This window comes from Synechococcus sp. HJ21-Hayes, from assembly GCF_024345835.1.
In the GTDB taxonomy this organism is placed as follows: Bacteria; Cyanobacteriota; Cyanobacteriia; order PCC-6307; family Cyanobiaceae; genus Vulcanococcus.
Map to the genome: position 1 here is coordinate 83172 of NZ_JAGQBW010000004.1, position 18302 is coordinate 101473.

At 66.6% G+C, this 18302-nt stretch carries 18 protein-coding genes, 1 tRNA gene and 1 other RNA gene; 10 read left to right on the forward strand and 10 right to left on the reverse strand.

What is annotated here, in order from left to right:
* Positions 1-13: 13 nt before the first annotated feature.
* Both KBZ14_RS04710 and KBZ14_RS04715 read right to left on the reverse strand, forming a co-directional pair.
* Positions 14-409 carry a GtrA family protein gene (locus tag KBZ14_RS04710; protein ID WP_255117158.1) on the reverse strand — a complete coding sequence of 132 codons (396 nt, stop codon included), beginning with the start codon at positions 407-409 and terminating at the stop codon, positions 14-16.
* A 16-nt stretch (positions 410-425) separates the two neighbouring features.
* Positions 426-1307, reverse strand: coding sequence for an alpha/beta fold hydrolase (locus KBZ14_RS04715; protein WP_399210324.1), 882 nt, complete (start codon positions 1305-1307; stop codon positions 426-428).
* A gap of 59 nt (positions 1308-1366) precedes the next feature.
* Between KBZ14_RS04715 and KBZ14_RS04720 the strand changes: the two genes are divergently transcribed.
* Positions 1367-1678 carry a hypothetical protein gene (locus tag KBZ14_RS04720; RefSeq protein ID WP_255117159.1) on the forward strand — a complete coding sequence of 104 codons (312 nt, stop codon included), beginning with the start codon at positions 1367-1369 and terminating at the stop codon, positions 1676-1678.
* Between the two features lie 4 nt (positions 1679-1682).
* Here KBZ14_RS04720 and KBZ14_RS04725 read toward each other — a convergent pair whose 3' ends face one another.
* A complete protein-coding gene (locus KBZ14_RS04725) occupies positions 1683-2246 on the reverse strand; it encodes a methyltransferase family protein (RefSeq protein WP_255117160.1) in 564 nt (187 codons plus the stop codon).
* Entirely contained in the window at positions 2215-3552 is a 1338-nt protein-coding gene (locus tag KBZ14_RS04730) for a cation:proton antiporter (RefSeq protein WP_255117161.1), read from the reverse strand. The genes KBZ14_RS04725 and KBZ14_RS04730 overlap by 32 nt, the downstream gene beginning before the upstream one ends.
* Positions 3553-3644: 92 nt before the next feature.
* Between KBZ14_RS04730 and KBZ14_RS04735 the strand changes: the two genes are divergently transcribed.
* The 3 genes from KBZ14_RS04735 to KBZ14_RS04745 are packed head-to-tail and all read left to right on the forward strand — an operon-like array spanning position 3645 to position 9657.
* Positions 3645-6071: a phosphoketolase family protein gene (locus KBZ14_RS04735; protein ID WP_255117162.1), complete on the forward strand. Its 2427-nt coding sequence runs from the start codon at positions 3645-3647 to the stop codon at positions 6069-6071.
* Positions 6068-8593: a glycogen/starch/alpha-glucan phosphorylase gene (locus tag KBZ14_RS04740; protein WP_255117163.1), complete on the forward strand. Its 2526-nt coding sequence runs from the start codon at positions 6068-6070 to the stop codon at positions 8591-8593. Before KBZ14_RS04735 ends, KBZ14_RS04740 begins: the two co-directional genes overlap by 4 nt.
* Positions 8594-8604: 11 nt before the next feature.
* Positions 8605-9657: an acetate/propionate family kinase gene (locus KBZ14_RS04745; RefSeq protein ID WP_255117164.1), complete on the forward strand. Its 1053-nt coding sequence runs from the start codon at positions 8605-8607 to the stop codon at positions 9655-9657.
* Here KBZ14_RS04745 and KBZ14_RS04750 read toward each other — a convergent pair.
* From KBZ14_RS04750 to KBZ14_RS04760, 3 genes are all read right to left on the reverse strand, one after another.
* A complete protein-coding gene (locus tag KBZ14_RS04750; RefSeq protein ID WP_255117165.1) occupies positions 9654-10127 on the reverse strand; it encodes a DUF8661 family protein in 474 nt (157 codons plus the stop codon). The genes KBZ14_RS04745 and KBZ14_RS04750 overlap by 4 nt on opposite strands.
* Positions 10128-10191: 64 nt before the next feature.
* Positions 10192-10527, reverse strand: a complete 336-nt coding sequence (locus tag KBZ14_RS04755) for a DUF8670 family protein (RefSeq protein WP_255117166.1) — start codon at positions 10525-10527, stop codon at positions 10192-10194.
* A gap of 190 nt (positions 10528-10717) precedes the next feature.
* A tRNA-Arg gene (locus KBZ14_RS04760) sits at positions 10718-10791 on the reverse strand.
* A 22-nt stretch (positions 10792-10813) separates the two neighbouring features.
* Between KBZ14_RS04760 and rnpB the strand changes: the two genes are divergently transcribed.
* Both rnpB and rnc read left to right on the forward strand, forming a co-directional pair.
* Positions 10814-11192, forward strand: an RNA gene (gene rnpB / locus KBZ14_RS04765) — RNase P RNA component class A.
* Positions 11193-11214: 22 nt separating this feature from the next.
* The gene (gene rnc / locus KBZ14_RS04770) at positions 11215-11964 is read left to right on the forward strand and encodes a ribonuclease III (RefSeq protein WP_255117167.1); all 750 of its coding nucleotides are present in this window, start codon (positions 11215-11217) and stop codon (positions 11962-11964) included.
* Here the strand turns inward: rnc and KBZ14_RS04775 are convergent.
* Complete coding sequence (locus KBZ14_RS04775; protein ID WP_255117168.1) at positions 11930-12112, reverse strand: NAD(P)H dehydrogenase subunit NdhS; 183 nt, start codon at positions 12110-12112, stop codon at positions 11930-11932. The two genes, rnc and KBZ14_RS04775, sit on opposite strands and share 35 nt — an antisense overlap.
* A 56-nt stretch (positions 12113-12168) precedes the next feature.
* On the opposite strand from KBZ14_RS04775, the gene rimM reads away from it, so the two are divergent.
* Both rimM and KBZ14_RS04785 read left to right on the forward strand, forming a co-directional pair.
* A complete protein-coding gene (gene rimM, locus KBZ14_RS04780; protein ID WP_255117169.1) occupies positions 12169-12741 on the forward strand; it encodes a ribosome maturation factor RimM in 573 nt (190 codons plus the stop codon).
* A 127-nt stretch (positions 12742-12868) separates the two neighbouring features.
* Positions 12869-14347, forward strand: coding sequence for a mannose-1-phosphate guanylyltransferase/mannose-6-phosphate isomerase (locus KBZ14_RS04785; protein ID WP_255117170.1), 1479 nt, complete (start codon positions 12869-12871; stop codon positions 14345-14347).
* Here the strand turns inward: KBZ14_RS04785 and glmS are convergent.
* Together glmS and psaC are read right to left on the reverse strand one after the other, a co-directional pair.
* Positions 14334-16238 (reverse strand): glutamine--fructose-6-phosphate transaminase (isomerizing), encoded by a 1905-nt coding sequence (gene glmS / locus KBZ14_RS04790; RefSeq protein WP_255117171.1) that lies wholly within the window; start codon positions 16236-16238, stop codon positions 14334-14336. The two genes, KBZ14_RS04785 and glmS, sit on opposite strands and share 14 nt — an antisense overlap.
* A gap of 112 nt (positions 16239-16350) precedes the next feature.
* Positions 16351-16596, reverse strand: coding sequence for a photosystem I iron-sulfur center protein PsaC (gene psaC / locus KBZ14_RS04795; protein WP_006850103.1), 246 nt, complete (start codon positions 16594-16596; stop codon positions 16351-16353).
* Positions 16597-16760: 164 nt separating this feature from the next.
* Here psaC and acpP point away from each other — a divergent pair, with 164 nt between their 5' ends.
* Both acpP and fabF read left to right on the forward strand, forming a co-directional pair.
* Positions 16761-17003 carry an acyl carrier protein gene (acpP, locus tag KBZ14_RS04800; protein WP_255117172.1) on the forward strand — a complete coding sequence of 81 codons (243 nt, stop codon included), beginning with the start codon at positions 16761-16763 and terminating at the stop codon, positions 17001-17003.
* Positions 17004-17010: 7 nt separating this feature from the next.
* Positions 17011-18258, forward strand: coding sequence for a beta-ketoacyl-ACP synthase II (fabF, locus tag KBZ14_RS04805; RefSeq protein ID WP_255117173.1), 1248 nt, complete (start codon positions 17011-17013; stop codon positions 18256-18258).
* Positions 18259-18302 lie beyond the last annotated feature (44 nt).

The window sequence follows — 18302 nt, forward strand, 5'->3', positions numbered from 1 at the left end:
TGAACCCGCGGGCCTAGTCCAGCACGGCAGGTTGATTGCTCTGGCGGAACACCACCAGCTTCTGAGCTGTGTACGACAGCGCGGCAAGTGCCGGGATCAACAGCAGAGCCGCCAGATTGCGGGAGCAGCCCCAGCCCGAGAGCAGCGCGATCCCGCCCCAGTTGCACCACCACAGCACCAGGGCCAGTAGCCCGTAGTGCAGTGCCGAACGGCGGCGTAGGCGCTCCACCTGAAACACACGCTTGCCGTAGAGCACGAAGCCCAGCCCCACATTCAACAGCTGGCTCAACAGGGTGGCCCAGCCGGTGGCCATCACCACCAACAACCCCTGCAGCACCAGGTTGGTGAGGGCCACATTCAGGGCGCCGTAACCGAGAAAGCGGCGCTTGCGTCCGGTTGGCTGAGGCATCCGCGGGGGCATCCGATCAGAGGGATGCCAACCACTCCAACATCGCCCGGTTCACCTGCTCGGGCACTTCATCGTGGGGGCAGTGGCCGGCCTCCAACACCACCTCCGTGGTGTTGGCCGGTGCATGGCGCTGGAAGGCACCGCGGCGTCCAGCCGCATTGATCCAGGGATCACGGATGCCCCACACCAGCAGCAGGGGGGCCTGCAACTGGGCGAACAGCTCATCGAGGGGTTGGCCGCTGGGGATATCGAACACCGTGCGGAACACCCCGAAGGCGCCGGGATCCCGCGAGGGCCGCAGGATCGATTCCACCAGCGCCTCATTCACATTGGTTTTATCGATGTACACCTGGTTGAGGGTGCGGCGCACGGTGGCGGGGCGGCGCAGGTTTTCAAACAACAGTCGCTGCAGCACTGGGCTCTTGAACAGCGCCGCGCCGATGGTGCGGCGCGCGATGGCCCCCCAGCCCTTGGGTGCCGCCTGTTCATCGGAGAACGGGCCAGCCGCATTCAGCAGCACCACCCCCGCCGCCTGATCCCCCAGGGCAGCGCCCGCGGCCAGGGCGGCATAGCCCCCGAGGGAGTTGCCCACCAGCACCGTGGGCCGGCCGATCCGCTCCCGCACATAGGCCACCAGCTGATCGCGCCAGAGGGCTCCGCCATAGCTGGGGCCGTCTGGCTTGGCACTGCGACCAAACCCCAGCAGATCCAGGGCATGCACCTCGTAATGCTGCGCCAGGACAGGGATGTTGAAACGCCAGTGGTCTGTGGAGGCACCGAAGCCATGCACCAGCAGAATCGCCGGGCCGTGCTGCTGGGCGGCACTGGCGGGAGCCTGGCTCACCGCATGGATGGCATGGCCCTGAAAGCTCCAGGGTTGAGCTGTCAGGCAAGTCACCGGCAAAGCAGCACAGGGTGGTTGATGCTAGGGAGCTCAACCCTGCGGGATGCCGGCCCTTGGCGGATTGGAGCTTGCTGAACTGGACGGCCCTGCTGCCCGGCACAGCCCTGTGGGCCCTGGCCTTGTACGTGCCGCTGAGCGCACCGCTCGCGAGGCTCGAGGAGGCCCTGGCGGAAGGGGGACTCTCCGAGGCGGGGCAACAAGCCGTGCTGGTGGTGGCCAGCCTGGCGCTGGCCCTGGCGGTGGGTGCGCTCACCAACCTGGGGCTGGCCTGGACCCTCGGCCCCGGCTGGGGCACCAGCCTGGGGGTGATGGCCGCGCTCTACGGCCTGTTCTGGAGCCTGGCGGCCAGCCGCAGCAACGACTGAACCCTCAACAACGCCAGTCGAGCCAGGGGAGCCCCGGAACGATCGCCGGCGTGGCCGCCCGATAGGCCACGTACTGCGGGTGCAACCGCACCAAGGACCGCTCCTCACGCCGGGCCTTACCGCCCAGCACCGCACACAGCCCCAGCAGCAGCGCCAGGTGCAGCAGGCTGCCCAGGGCCAGGGCCACCCCCAGGGAACACAGCAACACCGCCTGATAAAGGGGATGCCGGCAGCGGCCGTAGGCCCCCACCGTGATCAGAGCCGCGCCGGCCTTGGGATCCGGCAAGGGCGTGAGGCTCGGCCCCAGCCGCCCGAAGGCCTGGGCCGCCAGCACCAGGCCCAGCACGAACAACACGGCTCCCGTGAGGGCTAAGGGCAACGGCCAAGCGAAGCCCCAGCTGCCGGGGGCCGGCCAGGGGGGCAGCAGGTGGGCAACGATCAGGGCCAGCTGGGCCAGCAACCACCACTCGCCGTGGCGATTGTCGAGCCAGCCGCCCCAGCTCAGGCCCCAGCCGGAGAAGGCTCCCACTGCCGGCTCAGGTGGGGATTTCGGCGAGGGGGTCGACATCGGGACCGTTGCTCTGGCCGGACACCACCAGTCTGAGCAGCACCGGCGCCAAGAAAGTGGTGCCGATCACCATCAGCAGAATCGCGGCCTCCAGGGCCGGGGTGAGCAACTTGGCCTGGGTGCCGAGGCCAAGAAAGATCAGGCCCACCTCACCGCGGGGCATCATGCCGAGGCCCACCACCAGGCGGTTGGTGGGTTGCTGGGACAGAAAGCTCCAGCCGGAGGCCACCTTGCCGGCTACAGCCACCAGCAGCAGGAAGGCGGCCACCACCAAGCCGGCCCGGTTAGCGGGATCCATCGGATTGAGCACGGAGAGATCCATGCCGGTGCCGATCAGCACGAAGAAAATGGTGGCGAACAAGGCCACGATCGGCTTCACCGCCTGCTCGATCTCGTGGGTGTGGCGGGAGTTGCTGAGGATCAAGCCGGCGGCAAAGGCACCCAGGGCGGCCTCCAAGCCGATAGCCGTGGCGGCAAAACAACAGGCCGTGAGCACCACAAAGGAGGTCACCGCCACATCTCCGGGGGCCTTGAGGCGGTCGATCAGCCAATCGAAGGCAGGAGCCGCCGACCGGCTGAGGCCGATGGCCGCCACCACAAACACAACGGCCGCCGCCACCAATTTGAGGATCGGGCCAATAGCCAGGCTGCCGCCACCCGCCAGGCTCACCACCACCGCCAGGATCACGATGCCGAGGATGTCGTCGAGCACGGCGGCGCCGATCACGATCTGGCCCTCGCGCGAGCGCAGCATCTTCAGCTCGCCGAACACGCTGGCGGTGATACCGATGCTGGTGGCCGTCATCGAGGCACCGGCGAACACCGCCGGGATCACGTCCACATGGAACAGGGTCATCAGGCCCAGGGTTCCCAGGGCGAAGGGCAGCAGCACCCCGGCCACCGCCACCGTGGTGGCCTGGGTGCCCACCGCCACCAGCTCATCGAGTTCGCTCTCCAGCCCCGTGAGGAACAGCAGGGCGAACAGGCCGATGTTGGCCACCTCCTGGAGGTTGGGGAAGCTCTCCGCATAGAGATCGCGCACCACATCCGCGGGCAGATCCGCCAGCGACCCCAGCAGCTGCAGCAGCCCCTGGCTCACGACCCCCTGGGTTTCCGGCGGCACCACCAGGTGCAGACCCGACACGCCGATCAGCACCCCAGCCACCAACTCCCCCAGGATCGTGGGCAACTGCAGCCGCACCAGCAGTTCGGCCAGGAGGCGTGCCGCCACAAAAATGATCAGGAAACGGCCCACCCCGATCAGGGTTTCAGCCACCTCCAGCTGATGGGCGCCGATCTCGGGCATCAGGGGCGTGGGCAAATCACCACGAGAGTCTCGCCGGTGAGCGTCAACCCCTGTGACCAGGGCTACGGTCCAGCCAACACCTTGCCGCTGTAATGGCCGTCAGCCCGGGCCCGTCGCTCTCCAGCACCACGATTGAGCTGGATCGGCTGGATGCCTGGTGGCGGGCCGCCAACTTCCTGGCGGTTGGCATGATCTACCTGCAGGACAACCCGCTGCTGCGGGAACCGCTGCGGCCGGAACACATCAAGAACCGCCTGCTCGGCCATTGGGGTTCGAGCCCCGGGCAGGCGTTCATCTGGGCCCACGCCAACCGGGTGATCCGCGAGCACCAGCTCGACATGATCTACCTCTCAGGCCCTGGTCACGGGGCGCCGGGGGTGCTGGGCCCCACCTACCTGGATGGCTCCTACAGCGAGATCTATCCCGACAAATCCCAGGACGCGACTGGCCTGCGGCGGTTCTTCAAGCAGTTCTCGTTCCCGGGGCATATCGGCAGTCACTGCACGCCGGAAACGCCAGGCTCGATCCACGAAGGCGGTGAGCTGGGCTACGTGCTCTCCCATGCCTGCGGGGCGGTATTCGACAACCCCGACCTGATCGCCCTGGCCTGCGTGGGTGATGGCGAGGCGGAAACGGGCCCTCTGGCCACCAGCTGGCATATCAACAAGTTTTTGAACCCGGTGAGCGACGGCGCCGTGCTGCCCGTGCTGCACCTCAACGGCTACAAAATCGCCAACCCCACCCTGCTGGCCCGGATCCCCCGGGAGGAACTGGCCAGCCTGATGCGCGGCTACGGCTGGGAGCCCCTGTTCGTGGAGGGCAGCGAGCCGATGGTCATGCACCAGGCGATGGCCGCCGCCATGGACCAGGCCATCGGCCGAATCCAGGCGATTCGCCATCAGGCCCGCACCCACGCTGAGGCCACCCGGCCGATCTGGCCGATGCTGGTGCTGCGCTCCCCCAAGGGCTGGACGGGGCCGGCCGCGCTCAACGGCCACAAGCTCGAGGGCTTCTGGCGCAGCCACCAGGTGCCCCTGCCCAACCCCAAACAGGATCCCGCCCAGCTCCAACAGCTGGAGGCCTGGCTACGCAGCTATCGCCCCGAAGACTTGTTTGATGCCCATGGGCGCCTAGTGCCAGAGCTGCAGGCCCTCTCACCCCAGGGCCCGCGCCGCATGGGCTCCAGCCCCCACGCCAACGGCGGCTTGCTGCGCCGCAAACTCAGCCTGCCCCAGAGCGCCAACTACGCCGTGCCCGTGGCCGCCCCTGGCCAGGTGGAACACGAAAACACGGCTCCATTGGGGGAACTGCTGCGCGATGCCATCGGGCGCAACCCCAACTCCCTGCGGGTGTTTGGCCCCGACGAAACCGCCTCCAACCGCCTGCAGGCGATCTACGAGCGCAGCAAAAAGGTGTGGATGGAAGATCTCCTCCCGGAAGACGCCGACGGCGGCGAACTCTCCCGCAAGGGCCGGGTGGTGGAAATGCTGAGCGAGCACACCCTGGTGGGGATGATGGAGGGTTACCTGCTCACCGGGAGATATGGCTTCTTCCACACCTACGAGGCCTTCGCCCATGTGATCGCCTCGATGTTCAACCAGCACGCCAAATGGCTGGAAAGCTGCATCCATCACGCCCCCTGGAGGGCTGCGATCGGCCCCTGGAACTGCCTGATCTCCTCCACCGTGTGGCGACAAGACCACAACGGCTTCACCCACCAGGATCCCGGCTTCATCGATCTGGCCGGCAACAAGAGTGGCGAGGTGGTGCGCGTTTACTTACCTGCCGATGCCAACTGCCTGCTGGCGGTGGCGGAACAGGCCCTGGTGGACACCAATGTGTGCAACATCATCGTGTCCGACAAGCAAAAGCACCTCCAGTACCTCAGCCTCGAGCAGGCCCGCACCCATGTGGCCAAGGGCATCGGCCTGTGGAGCTGGGCCAGCAACGATCACATGGACCAGGAACCCGACGAACCGGATGTGGTGATGGCCTGCGCGGGGGACATTCCCACCAAGGAAACCCTGGCGGCGGTGGAAATCCTGCGCCACGAGATCCCCAGCCTGAAAATCCGTGTGCTCAACGTGGTGAAGCTGTTCTCCCTCACCCAACCGAGCGAACACCCCCACGGCCTCAGCGACCGGGATTTTGATGCGCTTTTCACCACCGACAAGCCGGTGATCTTCAATTTCCACGGTTACCCGTGGTTGATTCACCGTCTTACCTACCGCCGCACCAACCACTCCAACATCCATGTGCGCGGCTACAAGGAAAAAGGCAACATCAACACCCCCCTGGAGCTGGCGATGAACAACCAGATCGACCGCTTCAACCTCGTGATCGACGTGATCGACCGCGTACCTCGCCTAGGCCCCCGCGCCGCCCACGTGAAGGAGCGGATGAAGGAGGCCATCCTCGCCAACCGCTCCTACGCCCACGACCACGGCATGGATGCGCCGGACATTACCGATTGGCGCTGGAACGCCACAACCACCGCCAACCTGGAGGCAGCCCGATGAGCGAACACCAAGCCCGACACCTACAACTGCCCACCCCGGGCTGTTACGCCGACCCCGACCGCAGCGGCCTGAACTCCGATGACGTGTTCGACGGCATGGCCGAACACCTCTTCTACACGCTGGGCAAGCTCGCCCCCACCGCCAGCCGCCACGACCTCTACATGGCCCTGAGCTATGCGGTGCGCGACCGGCTGATGACCCGCTACTTGGCCGGTATCGAAGCCATCCGAGCCACCCCCACCCGCGCGGTGGCCTACCTCTCCGCCGAGTTCCTAATCGGCCCGCAGCTGGAGAACAACCTGCTGATGCTCGGCATCCAGGATGCGGCAGCGGAGGCGCTGCAGCGCTTCGGCATCAACAGCCTCGAGGAAATCCTCGAAGTGGAGGAAGAACCCGGCCTGGGCAATGGCGGCCTCGGACGGCTGGCCGCCTGCTTCATGGAATCCCTGGCCACTCTGGAGATTCCCGCCACCGGCTACGGCATCCGCTACGAATTCGGCATCTTCGACCAGCTGATCCGCGATGGTTGGCAGGTGGAGATCACCGACAAATGGCTCAAGGGGGGCTGGCCCTGGGAAATTCCCCATCCGGATCAGGCCTGCTTCGTGGGCTTCGGCGGTCGCACCGAGAGCTATCGCGATGAACGGGGCAACTACCGAGTGCGCTGGATCCCCGACGAACATGCCATCGGCGTTCCCCACGACGTGCCGGTGCTCGGCTACCGGGTAAACACCTGTGATCGCCTGCGGCTGTGGCGGGCCGATGCCAGTGAGAGCTTCGACTTCTACGCCTTCAACATCGGCGATTACTACGGCGCCGTTGAAGAAAAAGTGGGCTCTGAAACCCTCTCCAAGGTGCTCTACCCCAACGACGGCACCGATGAAGGCCGTCGGCTGCGGCTCAAGCAGCAGCACTTCTTCGTGAGCTGCTCCCTGCAGGACATGCTGCGCAGCCTCGAGCAGAGGGGCCTTCCCGTGCAGGAATTCCCCGACCACTGGGCGGTGCAACTCAACGACACCCACCCCTCGATTGCCGTGGCCGAGCTGATGCGGCTGCTGCTTGACGACAAGCACCTGGAATGGGATCAAGCCTGGGACATCACCTGCCGCTCCCTGGCCTACACGAACCACACCCTGCTGCCGGAGGCCCTGGAGAAGTGGGGGCTGCAGCTGTTCGGCTCGCTGCTGCCGCGCCACCTGGAGCTGATCTACGAGATCAACCGCCGCTTCCTGCAGACCGTGCGGCTGCGCTATCCGGGCAATGAGGAGATTCTGCGCAAGGTGTCGATCATTGATGAGGAGGGCAACAAGGCCGTGCGCATGGCCAACCTCGCCACCGTGGCAGCCCACCACGTGAATGGTGTGGCCGCCCTGCACAGCGAGCTGGTGAAAACCAAGCTGCTGCCGGAATTCGCCGCCCTCTGGCCGGACAAATTCACCAACGTGACCAACGGCGTGACCCCACGGCGCTGGATGGCCCTCTCCAACCCACCACTGAAGGAGCTGCTGCGGGAAACCATCGGCGACGGCTGGGTGGCCGATCTCGACCAGCTGCGCCAGCTGGAGCAATTCCAGGACGACGCCAGTTTCCTGGAGCGCTGGCAGCAGACCAAGCTGGCCAGCAAGCGCAAACTGGCCCAGTACATCCACCGCCAGAGCGGGCTGCTGGTGGATCCGGCGTCGCTGTTCGACGTGCAGGTGAAGCGCATTCATGAATACAAGCGCCAGCACCTCAATGCCCTGCAGGTGGTGGCCCAATACCTGCGCATCAAGAACGGCCAGGCCCAGGGGCTAGCGCCCCGCACGGTGATCTTCGGCGGCAAGGCAGCGCCGGGCTATTACATGGCCAAGCTGATCATCCGCTTCATCAATGGCATCGCCGAAACGGTGAATGCCGATCCCGACATGGACGGCCGCCTGCGGGTGGTGTTCCTGGCGGACTACAACGTGAAGCTGGGGGAGCGGGTGTACCCCGCCTCCGATCTCTCCGAACAGATCTCCACCGCCGGCCTGGAAGCCTCCGGCACCGGCAACATGAAATTCGCTATGAACGGGGCCCTCACCATCGGCACCCTGGATGGCGCCAATGTGGAGATCCGCGAACAGGTGGGCGCGGAGAACTTCTTCCTGTTTGGCAAGAACGAGAGCGAGATCGCTGCCCTCCACGCCGAGGGCTACCGCCCCTGGGAGCTGATCCCCACCATGCCGGAACTGGGGGAGGTGCTCAAACTCGTTGAGCAGGGCCATTTCAGTGGCGGCGATGGCGACCTATTCAGGCCACTGCTACAGAACCTCACCGGCCGCGATCCCTTCTGTGTGCTGCCCGACTTCGCCGATTACATGCGCGTGCAGGACTGCGTGAGCCGTGCCTGGGCCGATCGCACGGCCTGGAACCGCATGTCGCTGATCAACACAGCCCGAACCGGCTTCTTCTCCTCCGATCGCTCGATCAAGGAGTACGCCTCGCGCATCTGGCAGGCGGAGCCGTTCCCCGTGACCATCTCCTGCGAGCTGGACGGCTGAGATCCAGGGCCATGGCGGCTGAGGCAACCCTGGTGCTGGTGCTGAACGTGGGCAGCTCCAGCCTCAAGGCTGCCCTGATCGGCCCTGATCGGCCCTGGCAGGGGCAGCACAACCGGGAGGGAGCGCCGATCGAGGCCGCCCTGGAACAGTGGTTGGCCCCCCAGCTGCAGCCCTGGTGGCCTCGGATCCAGCTGGCCGGCCACCGCGTGGTGCATGGCGGCGCCCGGTTCACGGCCCCCACCCGAATCCAGCCCACACTGGTGCAGGAGCTGGACAGGCTGGTGCCCCTGGCACCGCTGCATAACGGCCCGGCCCTGGCCGCCATCCGCTGGCTGATGGCCACCCGGCCGGAGCTGCCCCAATGGGCCTGCTTCGACACCGCCTTTCACGCCAGCCTGCCGCCGGAGGCCTACACCTACGCCCTGCCTCGGGCCTGGCGGGATCAGGGCTTGCGCCGCTTTGGCTTCCACGGCCTAAACCATCAACACGTGGCGGAAACGGCCGCGGCCCGTTGGCGCGCCGCCGGCCGCAGGGGCCTGCCCCGCCTGATCAGCTGCCACCTGGGTGCCGGCTGCTCCCTGGCGGCCATCCGCGAGGGCCGCAGCATCGACACCACCATGGGCTTCACCCCCCTGGAGGGGCTGGTGATGGCGAGTCGGAGTGGCTCGGTGGATCCGGGACTGCTGCTGGAACTGCTGCGCCAGGGGCTCAGCGCGGATCAACTCCACCAGGCCCTCAGCCATGAGAGCGGCCTGCGGGGCCTTTCGGGCCTCAGCGGCGACTGGCAGGAACTGCGCCGCGCCGCCACTGCGGGCCATGGCGAGGCCCAGCTCGCCATGGCCGTGTTCCTGCATCGCCTGCGGGCCGGTATCGGGGCCATGGCCGCCAGCCTGGGGGGCGTGGATCAGATCGGCCTGAGCGGCGGCATCGGCGCCCACGACAACCAACTACTGGAGGAGCTACGGCTCGCGGTGCAATGGCTGGGCCCCTGTGAGCTGCTACAGGTTGCTGCCGACGAGGAGGGCATGGTGGCCCGCCAGTGCCTGCGGGCCAGCGCCGGTTAACTGCGATCGGGCAAGTCGGGCGTCTGGTGCAACAGTCGGTTGAGGCGCAGCCGATCGGCGTTGAGGGGATCAGGAGCCAGCTCTCCGGCCAGCTCGCGGAACTTCTGCTCCACGTCGTCCGGAACGCGCACATCAAAGATGCGCTCCATCAAGGCCTCGATCGAGAACAGGTGGGCGTTGATGTTCTCCAGATCGCCGATGGCCTGCTGGATCGCGTCGGTTTCCGGGGGTTCAGCAGAGCCAGCGCCAGCCGGAGCCGCCGGCGACGGGGACGCAGCAGCCGGGCTCTCGCCATCGCCGTGGGTTTTCTGCAGCTCCTCGAGCACACGACCCGCCAGGGTGCGGAAGGATTGCAACGCGGCCCAGCTGAGTTCCTGCTGCTGCCGCAGCGTGGGGTTCTCGCGGATCAGGCGGTCGTGCTCTCGGTAGAACCGCTGACAATCAGGGCATTGGCAGGGCTCTTCCGGCACCGCAGTCCCTTCGCTTCTCAGCGCCCATCATGGCACCAGGCCAGGGGCACTTTGAGCCCAGCCGTCAAGCGGCGCGGGAATCGTTGCCCGCCAGGCCAGTGAAATCGTCCTCCTCGGGTGTCTCACGGGCACCGGGGATGGGGATCTCGATGGAGCTCACCACCTGAATCACGTCGCGCAAGCGCATGGAATCGGCAAACCAGGCCATGGCCTGATCCACATCGCCTTCCGCCACGGCCTCATTGGCGCTCTCCTCATGGGCTTCGGCGAGCAGGGCCAGCCAGCAGAGGCAACGGGCCTGCATCACCGAGAGATCGAGGCCGTCGGGAAGGCTGTCAACGATCCGTTCACTCTCCTGTTGCACGAGCAGTCTCAGCCGGAGATCATGCAGCTGTGCCATGACGTCGTGACGACTGGCAACACGCTAGCGGCAGTGGTGCAATTGAAAACCCCACTACCTGTAGTGGGTACTACCCAATCAAAGATCCCTCGGCCAGTGCTCTCCCATCCCCACACCTGAGGGGTTGTTCCTCCCGATGGCCCACTGCGTGAGGCCATCGGGAGGAACAACCCCTCAGGGAGCTCATCAACGGGGCTGGCGGGACTCGAACCCACGACCTACGGTTTAGGAAACCGTCGCTCTATCCGGCTGAGCTACAGCCCCCTGCAGCGGCATTATGGGGCTTGAAAGCAGGCGAGGTGATCGCAACCGGCGCCCGCGTCGGTTGAGGAAAGTCCGGGCTCCCCAATGGCCAGGCTTGCTGGGTAACGCCCAGTGCGGGCGACCGTGAGGAGAGTGCCACAGAAACACACCGCCGATGGCTCCCCCGGGAGCACAGGCAAGGGTGCAAAGGTGCGGTAAGAGCGCACCAGCAGCATCGAGAGGTGCTGGCTCGGTAAACCCCGGCTGGGAGCAAGGCCCAGGGACAACGGTTGGCCATGACACCCGTCCCGCTTCAAGTGCGCCGCTCGAGGCCGTCGGTAACGGCGGTCCCAGACAGATGATCACCCCCCGCCGGCATGCCGGCGGGAGAACAGAACCCGGCTTACGTCCTGCTTTCACCCCTTTGCTGACCACCCCAGCGCCATGAACACCGAGCGCCGCGAGCAGCTGCTGGGGTTCCTGGCAGCCCTGGGCCTGGAGCTGCCCCACCAGGCCAACCGCCCATCCCTGGAGGCCCAACTCGCCCCCCTCGACGAGGCCCTCACCCACACCTCCGCCGGCCTCGTCATCCACCACGAACGGCTGGAATTCCTGGGGGATGCCGTGCTGCGGCTGGCCGCCTCAGAATTTCTGGAGCGCCACTACCCCCAGCTCTCCGTCGGCCAGAGCTCAGCCCTGCGAGCCCAACTGGTGAGCGACCGGTGGCTCGCGCAGCTGGGCAGTCAGTGCGGCATTGAGGCGGCCCTGCGCATCGGCCCCATCGCCGCCGGCGACCAAGCCGGACGGGCCACCCTGCGGGCAGAAGCCTGTGAGGCCGTGATCGGAGCGCTCTACCGCATCTGGGGGAGCCTCGAACCGGTGCTGCAGTGGCTCACCCCCCATTGGCAGGGGGCCGCCGCGGAACTGGAGGCCGACCCCCACCGCCACAACTGGAAATCCGCCCTGCAGGAATGGAGCCAGGCCGGGAAGCGGGGTTTGCCCAGCTACAGCTGTGACCAGGTGAGCCAGGTGCACGCCGATCCCCGCCGCTTCCACTGCCGCGTGCAGCTGGAGAGCAAGCTCCTCGGCGAGGGCTGGGGCGGTTCCCGCCGCCAGGCGGAACAGGATGCGGCCCGCTCGGCCCTGGAGGCACTGGGCCTCAGACCTGCTCGAGCAGCTGGATCGGCATCGTGACCAGCTTGTCCCAGTTGCCGCCTTCGAACAACACGGCAGCACGGCTGCCGCTGATGCGCTGCACGAAGCCCTTGTAGCCGTTGTAGATGGAGCGGCCGTCGCGCACCACCACGGTGGAGCCCGGGAGGATTGGCAGGGTGTCAGCCATGGTGAGGCCCAGTCGTGGGGCCATTATCGAGGCTGAGGGCACAAGGCTGGGTTGTGATGACGGACGGAGAGCTGATGGTGGTGGGCCGGATCGTGGCCGCCCAAGGCCTCCAGGGCGAGGTGCGCATCAATCCCCTCAGTGATTTCCCGGAGCGCTTCACGAGGCCTGGGCGCCGCTGGCTGCGGCAGCGCCAAGGGCCAGACCAGGAGATCAACCTGCTCAGCGGCCGGCAGCTGCCGGGTAAGGAGCTCTACGTGGTGCGGATCGAGGGCATCAACAGCCGCAGCGATGCCGAAAACCTGGTGGGCCAGGAGCTGCTGGTGCCCGCCGCCGACCGCCCCAAACTGGCCAAGGGCGAATTCCACCTGCTCGATCTCGTGGGCCTGGAGGTGCGCCTGGAGGCCAGCGGCCAGGTGATCGGACGCGTCAAAGACCTGCTCCATGCCGGCAACGACCTGCTGGAGGTGGAGCTGGCCTCCGGCGGCCAGCAGCCCCTGTTGATCCCCTTCGTGCAGGCCATCGTGCCCAGCGTGCACCTGGACGAGGGCTGGATCGGCATCACCCCACCACAAGGACTGCTGGAGCTCGCCGATCCGCGTGAACCATCCGAGCCTCCGGCACGCTCCTGAAACCTGTACGGGCTGTACAGAACGGCAGAGGCCGCGCAGAACAGCCGCTCCCATCCCTGCGCAGACCCGCAGCGAGCCCCCTCCTCCGCTCCGTTCTGGAGTGAAATAAGAGCACTCGCTCAATCCCATGGCGGCCCTGGTTCCGGTGATCCTCTGCGGCGGCACGGGCACCCGGCTGTGGCCGCTCTCCCGTGCCAGCTACCCCAAGCAGTATTGGGCCCTGGCCGGCGATGGTGAGGACACCCTGCTGCAGCAAACCCACCAGCGGCTGGATGGAATTGCAGGGCTGGCAGCCCCACTGCTGGTCTGCAACGAAGACCACCGCTTCATCGTGGCCGAACAGATGCGCCAGATCGGCGTAGAGCCAGCGGCGATCCTGCTGGAGCCGATGGGGCGCAACACCGCTCCTGCCGTAGCGGTGGCAGCCCTTCAGGCCACTGCCCATGGCGAAGACCCCCTGCTGCTGGTGCTGGCCGCCGATCACGTGATTCGCGATTCAGCCCGCTTCCGCGACACCGTGGTGGCGGCCATGCCGACCGCTGAAGCCGGCCAACTGGTGACCTTCGGGATTGTGCCCACGGCCCCGGAAACCGGCTATGGCTACATCGAGGCCGCCGAGCCCCTGAGCACTGGAGCCGGCAGCAGCCCCTGCGCCGTGCCGATCGCCCGCTTCGTGGAGAAGCCCGATCGCGCCACCGCCGAACAGTTCCTGGGCACGGGCCGGTTCACCTGGAACAGCGGCATGTTCCTGTTCAAGGCCAGCGCCATCCTGGCGGAACTGGAGCGGCTCGCCCCTGAGGTGGTGAGCGCCTGCCGTGCAGCCCTGGAGCATGAGTCTCCCGACCTCGACTTCCTGCGCCTCGAGCGCGAAGCCTTCGGCAGCTGCCCCAACGTGGCCATCGACGTGGCCGTGATGGAGCGCACAACCCTCGGGGCAGTGCTGCCCCTGGAGGCGGGCTGGAGTGATGTGGGCAGTTGGAGCGCCCTGTGGGAAACCGCCGATCAGGATGCCGATGGCAACGTGCTGCGGGGCCGCGTGATCAGCGAGGCCTCCCGCAACTGCTACCTGCGCAGTGAACACCGCCTGGTGGTGGGCCTCGGCGTTGAAAACCTGGTGGTGGTGGAAACCGACGATGTGGTGCTGGTGGCCCACCGCGATAAGGCCCAGGATGTGAAATCGGTGGTGGGCCTGCTGGAGCGGGAAGGGGCCCGCGAGAGCAAGGCCCACCGCAAGATCTATCGCCCCTGGGGCTCCTACGACGGCATCACGGAGGGCAGCCGCTGGCAGGTGAAGCGGATCGTGGTGAACCCTGGCGCCTCCCTCTCCCTGCAGATGCACCACCATCGCGCCGAACACTGGATCGTGGTGCAGGGCACCGCCGTGGTGGAAAAGGAGGGGGTGGAAGAACTGGTGGGCGAGAACCAGAGCACCTACATCCCCCTGGGCGCCAAGCACCGCTTATCGAACCCCGGAAAGATCCCCGTGGAAATGATCGAGGTGCAGAGCGGCGCCTACCTGGGCGAAGACGACATCAAGCGCTTCGAAGACCGGTACGGCCGCAGTGACGGAACTGGCGCCACTCCCGCCTCGCTCACTCCACAGTGACGCTCTTGGCCAGGTTGCGGGGTTGATCCACATCCAGGCCGCGGTGGGCCGCAATGTGATAACTGAGCAGCTGCATCGGGATCACCGTGAGCAGTGGGCTCAGCAGTTCATCCACCACGGGCACCGGCAGCAGGGTGTCGAACAGCTCGCTATCGGGGCAGTCCGGGGCCACACCGATCAACTGGGCATCCCGTGCCTTGGCCTCCTGGGCATTGCTCAGCACCTTGTCGAACACCACACCGGGCACGGCGATGGACACCACCGGCACCCGGGCATCCAACAGTGCAATGGGTCCGTGCTTCATCTCACCGGCGGGGTAGCCCTCCGCATGGATGTAGCTGATCTCCTTGAGCTTGAGGGCGCCCTCAAGAGCGATCGGGTAGTTGATGCCCCGGCCCAGAAAGATCACGTCCTGGGTATCCGCAAACAGGTGGGCCAGCTGCTCACAGCGCTGGTCGTGATCGCTCACGAGCTGCTTGAGCTGAGCCGGAATCAACCGCAGGGCTGAGGCCAGCTGGCGCAGCTGCTCGGGCCCACCGCCACCGACACCCCCTCCGCGGCGCTCCGCGAATGCCAGGGCCAGGCCATAGAAGGCGAGCAGCTGGCCCAGGAAGGTCTTGGTGGCGGCCACTCCCACCTCGATGCCAGCACCGATATCGAGGATGTGATCCACCATGCGGCCCAGGGAGCTCTCCGGGCGATTGGTGATGCCAAGCAGGCGCGGGGCAAAGGCTGGATCAGCCGCCAGCTCCCGCCGATTGCGCTCCATCGCCAGGGCGGCCAGGGTGTCGGCCGTCTCGCCCGACTGGGTGACCCCGATGGTGAGGGTGTGGGGCGAGAGCGGCGGCGGCGAATAGCGAAACTCACTCGCATAGAACACGCTGGTGGGAATGCCAGCGAGTTGCTCCAGCAGGTAAGCACCCACCTGGGCGGCATGGCGGCTGGTGCCGCAGGCCAGGATCTGGATCCGCTCCACCCCCTCGTAGACACTGTTGTCGAGGGGTAGGGCCACCAGAGAGGCCCCAGGCTGGCCGCCTTCCGGCAGGTGGCGAGCCACCCACAGGGCCGCCGTTTCGGGCTGCTCATGGATTTCCTTGAGCATGAAGTGGCGGAAGCTGCGCTTGTCCGCCACGTGCTCGGTGCCGCTGAGCAGGCTGGGGCTGCGCTGCACCCGGTTGCCCGCCGCGTCGTACAGCTCAATCCCCAAGGGGGTGAGCAGGGCCACCTCGCCATCCTCCATGGGCAGGATGGTGCGGGTGAAACCGGCCAGGGCAGGGGTGTCGCTGGCGCAGAGGAACTCCCCCTCCCCCAGACCAATCAACAACGGCGCCGCCTTGCGGGCCACCACCAGGGCTCCGGGCACCTCGGCCCACACCACCGCCAGGGCGTAGGCACCATGGAGCAGAGGCAGCACCTGCTGCAGCGCTTCCAACAACAGGCTGCCGCTAAGAGCCCGGCCCTCGGCCTGGAGCTGTCCAAGCTGGCGGCTCACCAGGTGAGGGATCACCTCGGTGTCGGTCTCGGAGCGGAACACCACCCCCTCGGCCTGGAGCTGTTCCCGCAGAATGCGGTAGTTCTCGATGATGCCGTTCTGCACCACCGCCACCTGGCCGGGGCCATCGAGGTGGGGATGGGCGTTGCGCTCCTCCGGCTTGCCATGGGTGGCCCAGCGGGTGTGGCCGATGCCGCACTGGCCGGCAGCGCCACTCTGGTCAAAGCGGTTGGTGAGGTTCACCAACTTGCCCTCGGCTCGCAGGCACGTGAGCGCGCCGCGGCCGGCCACGGTGGCAATGCCAGCGGAGTCGTAGCCGCGATATTCCAGCTGCCGCAACCCATCCAGCAGCAAGGGAGCTGCCTCCCTGGAACCGATCACCGCAACGATGCCGCACATAGGTGGTGTTCAGGGTGGTGGGCTGGTGAGCTGTGAAAGCGGCCGCGCAGGCGAGCCACAAAAAAGCCCGGCTTGTGCCGGGCTCGAGCTTATGGGAAGAGCACTGAACGCTTCAGTAGGCCAGGCCCATGGAACGGGTGGTCTCGTCGCCGAGATAGACGCGGATGGAGAGGAAGTCGGTGGGGCAAGCGGTTTCACAACGCTTGCAACCCACGCAATCTTCAGTGCGGGGGGAGGAGGCAATCTGGCCGGCTTTGCAGCCATCCCAGGGCACCATCTCGAGCACGTCGAGAGGGCAGGCCCGCACGCACTGAGTGCAACCGATGCAGGTGTCGTAGATCTTGACGGCGTGGGACATGTCGCCTCTGGACGCGACACCCAAGGTACCCAAGGCGGACGGGAGGAATTCACTCGGGCTCAAGGGCCGTCACCCTTGTTCATACGAGCAGTCGGGGCATTGCCAGCCAACCTGAAGGCCCGCAGCAGACCGCCCCGTAGGATGCGGCGTCCGACAGTGCGGCCATGTCACAGGAAGCGATCTTCGAGAAAGTGCGCTCGATCGTTGTCGAGCAACTGAGTGTGGACGCTGGCGAGGTAAAGCCGGAATCCAACTTCCAAAACGACCTGGGCGCTGACTCCCTCGACACCGTTGAGCTGGTGATGGCCCTGGAAGAAGCCTTCGACATCGAGATTCCCGACGAGGCCGCCGAGGGCATCACCACCGTGGGTGACGCCGTTAAGTACATCCTGGACAAGCAGGCCTGAGGATCCGATGGTGGAGGGTCTCCGCCGCGTCGTCGTCACAGGACTGGGCGCGGTCACACCGATCGGCAACGACGTGGCTTCCTATTGGGAAGGCCTGAGCAGCGGGCGCAACGGGGTGGCCGACATCACCCTGTTCGACGCCTCGCGCCACGCCTGCCGCTTCGCCGCTGAGGTGAAGGGTTTCAATCCAGCCGGATACATCGAGCCGAAGGATGCCAAGCGCTGGGATCGGTTCTGTCAGTTCGGTGTGGTGGCGGCCAAGCAGGCCGTGGCCCATGCCGGGCTGACCATCGACGACACCAACCAGCAGCGCGTGGGCACGGCCATCGGTTCCGGCGTGGGCGGACTGCTGATGATGGAAACCCAGGCCCATGTGCTGGCGGATCGCGGTCCCGACCGGGTTAGCCCCTTCACCGTGCCGATGATGATCCCCAACATGGCCACCGGCCTAGCGGCGATCGCCCTTGGTGCCAAGGGGCCCAGCAGCGCTGTGGCCACGGCTTGCGCTGCGGGCTCCAATGCCATCGGCGATGCCTTCCGCTTGATCCAGCTCGGCCTGGCCGACGTGATGGTGGCCGGTGGCGCTGAATCCGCCATCACCCCGCTGGGTGTAGCCGGCTTCGCCAGTGCCAAGGCCCTGTCGTTCCGCAACGACGACCCCGCCACCGCCAGCCGCCCCTTCGATGCGGAGCGCAATGGCTTCGTGATCGGGGAGGGCGCCGGCGTGCTGGTGCTGGAGAGCCTGGAGCACGCCCAGGCCCGCGGCGCCGAGATCCTGGCTGAAGTGGTGGGCTACGGCATGACCTGCGATGCCCACCACATCACCTCGCCCTCCCCTGGAGGGGTGGGTGGTGCCGAGGCCATGCGCCTTGCGCTGCGCGATGCCCGCCTGGAGCCCGAGGCCGTGGATTACGTGAACGCCCACGGCACCAGCACCCAGGCCAACGACAGCAACGAGACCTCCGCCATCAAGGCCTCGCTGGGGGATCGGGCCCATCAGATCCCGGTGAGCTCCACCAAGTCGATGACGGGCCACCTCCTCGGGGGCAGCGGCGGCATCGAAGCCGTGGCTGCCGTGCTGGCCATAGGCCACAACCTGGTACCCCCTACGATCAATTACCAAAATCCGGATCCGGCATGTGATCTGGATGTCGTTCCCAATCAGGCCCGGGAACAGAAACTGAACGTCGTGCTGTCCAACTCCTTCGGGTTTGGTGGTCACAACGTCTGCCTTGCGTTTCGGCGGATGCGCTGAGCCCTCCACAGCCCAGCCCCTATCCAGACGCCCTCACACCACTC

What these genes read in the sequence shown, in the direction of transcription:
- KBZ14_RS04710 (WP_255117158.1), bottom strand. Translation starts at nt 409, where the DNA reads ATGCCTCAGCCAACCGGACGCAAGCGCCGCTTTCTCGGTTACGGCGCC.
- KBZ14_RS04725 (WP_255117160.1), bottom strand. Translation starts at nt 2,246, where the DNA reads ATGTCGACCCCCTCGCCGAAATCCCCACCTGAGCCGGCAGTGGGAGCC.
- KBZ14_RS04730 (WP_255117161.1), bottom strand. Translation starts at nt 3,552, where the DNA reads ATGCCCGAGATCGGCGCCCATCAGCTGGAGGTGGCTGAAACCCTGATC.
- KBZ14_RS04735 (WP_255117162.1), top strand. Translation starts at nt 3,645, where the DNA reads ATGGCCGTCAGCCCGGGCCCGTCGCTCTCCAGCACCACGATTGAGCTG.
- KBZ14_RS04740 (WP_255117163.1), top strand. Translation starts at nt 6,068, where the DNA reads ATGAGCGAACACCAAGCCCGACACCTACAACTGCCCACCCCGGGCTGT.
- KBZ14_RS04745 (WP_255117164.1), top strand. Translation starts at nt 8,605, where the DNA reads ATGGCGGCTGAGGCAACCCTGGTGCTGGTGCTGAACGTGGGCAGCTCC.
- KBZ14_RS04755 (WP_255117166.1), bottom strand. Translation starts at nt 10,527, where the DNA reads ATGGCACAGCTGCATGATCTCCGGCTGAGACTGCTCGTGCAACAGGAG.
- rnc (WP_255117167.1), top strand. Translation starts at nt 11,215, where the DNA reads ATGAACACCGAGCGCCGCGAGCAGCTGCTGGGGTTCCTGGCAGCCCTG.
- KBZ14_RS04775 (WP_255117168.1), bottom strand. Translation starts at nt 12,112, where the DNA reads ATGGCTGACACCCTGCCAATCCTCCCGGGCTCCACCGTGGTGGTGCGC.
- rimM (WP_255117169.1), top strand. Translation starts at nt 12,169, where the DNA reads ATGACGGACGGAGAGCTGATGGTGGTGGGCCGGATCGTGGCCGCCCAA.
- KBZ14_RS04785 (WP_255117170.1), top strand. Translation starts at nt 12,869, where the DNA reads ATGGCGGCCCTGGTTCCGGTGATCCTCTGCGGCGGCACGGGCACCCGG.
- glmS (WP_255117171.1), bottom strand. Translation starts at nt 16,238, where the DNA reads ATGTGCGGCATCGTTGCGGTGATCGGTTCCAGGGAGGCAGCTCCCTTG.
- psaC (WP_006850103.1), bottom strand. Translation starts at nt 16,596, where the DNA reads ATGTCCCACGCCGTCAAGATCTACGACACCTGCATCGGTTGCACTCAG.
- acpP (WP_255117172.1), top strand. Translation starts at nt 16,761, where the DNA reads ATGTCACAGGAAGCGATCTTCGAGAAAGTGCGCTCGATCGTTGTCGAG.
- fabF (WP_255117173.1), top strand. Translation starts at nt 17,011, where the DNA reads ATGGTGGAGGGTCTCCGCCGCGTCGTCGTCACAGGACTGGGCGCGGTC.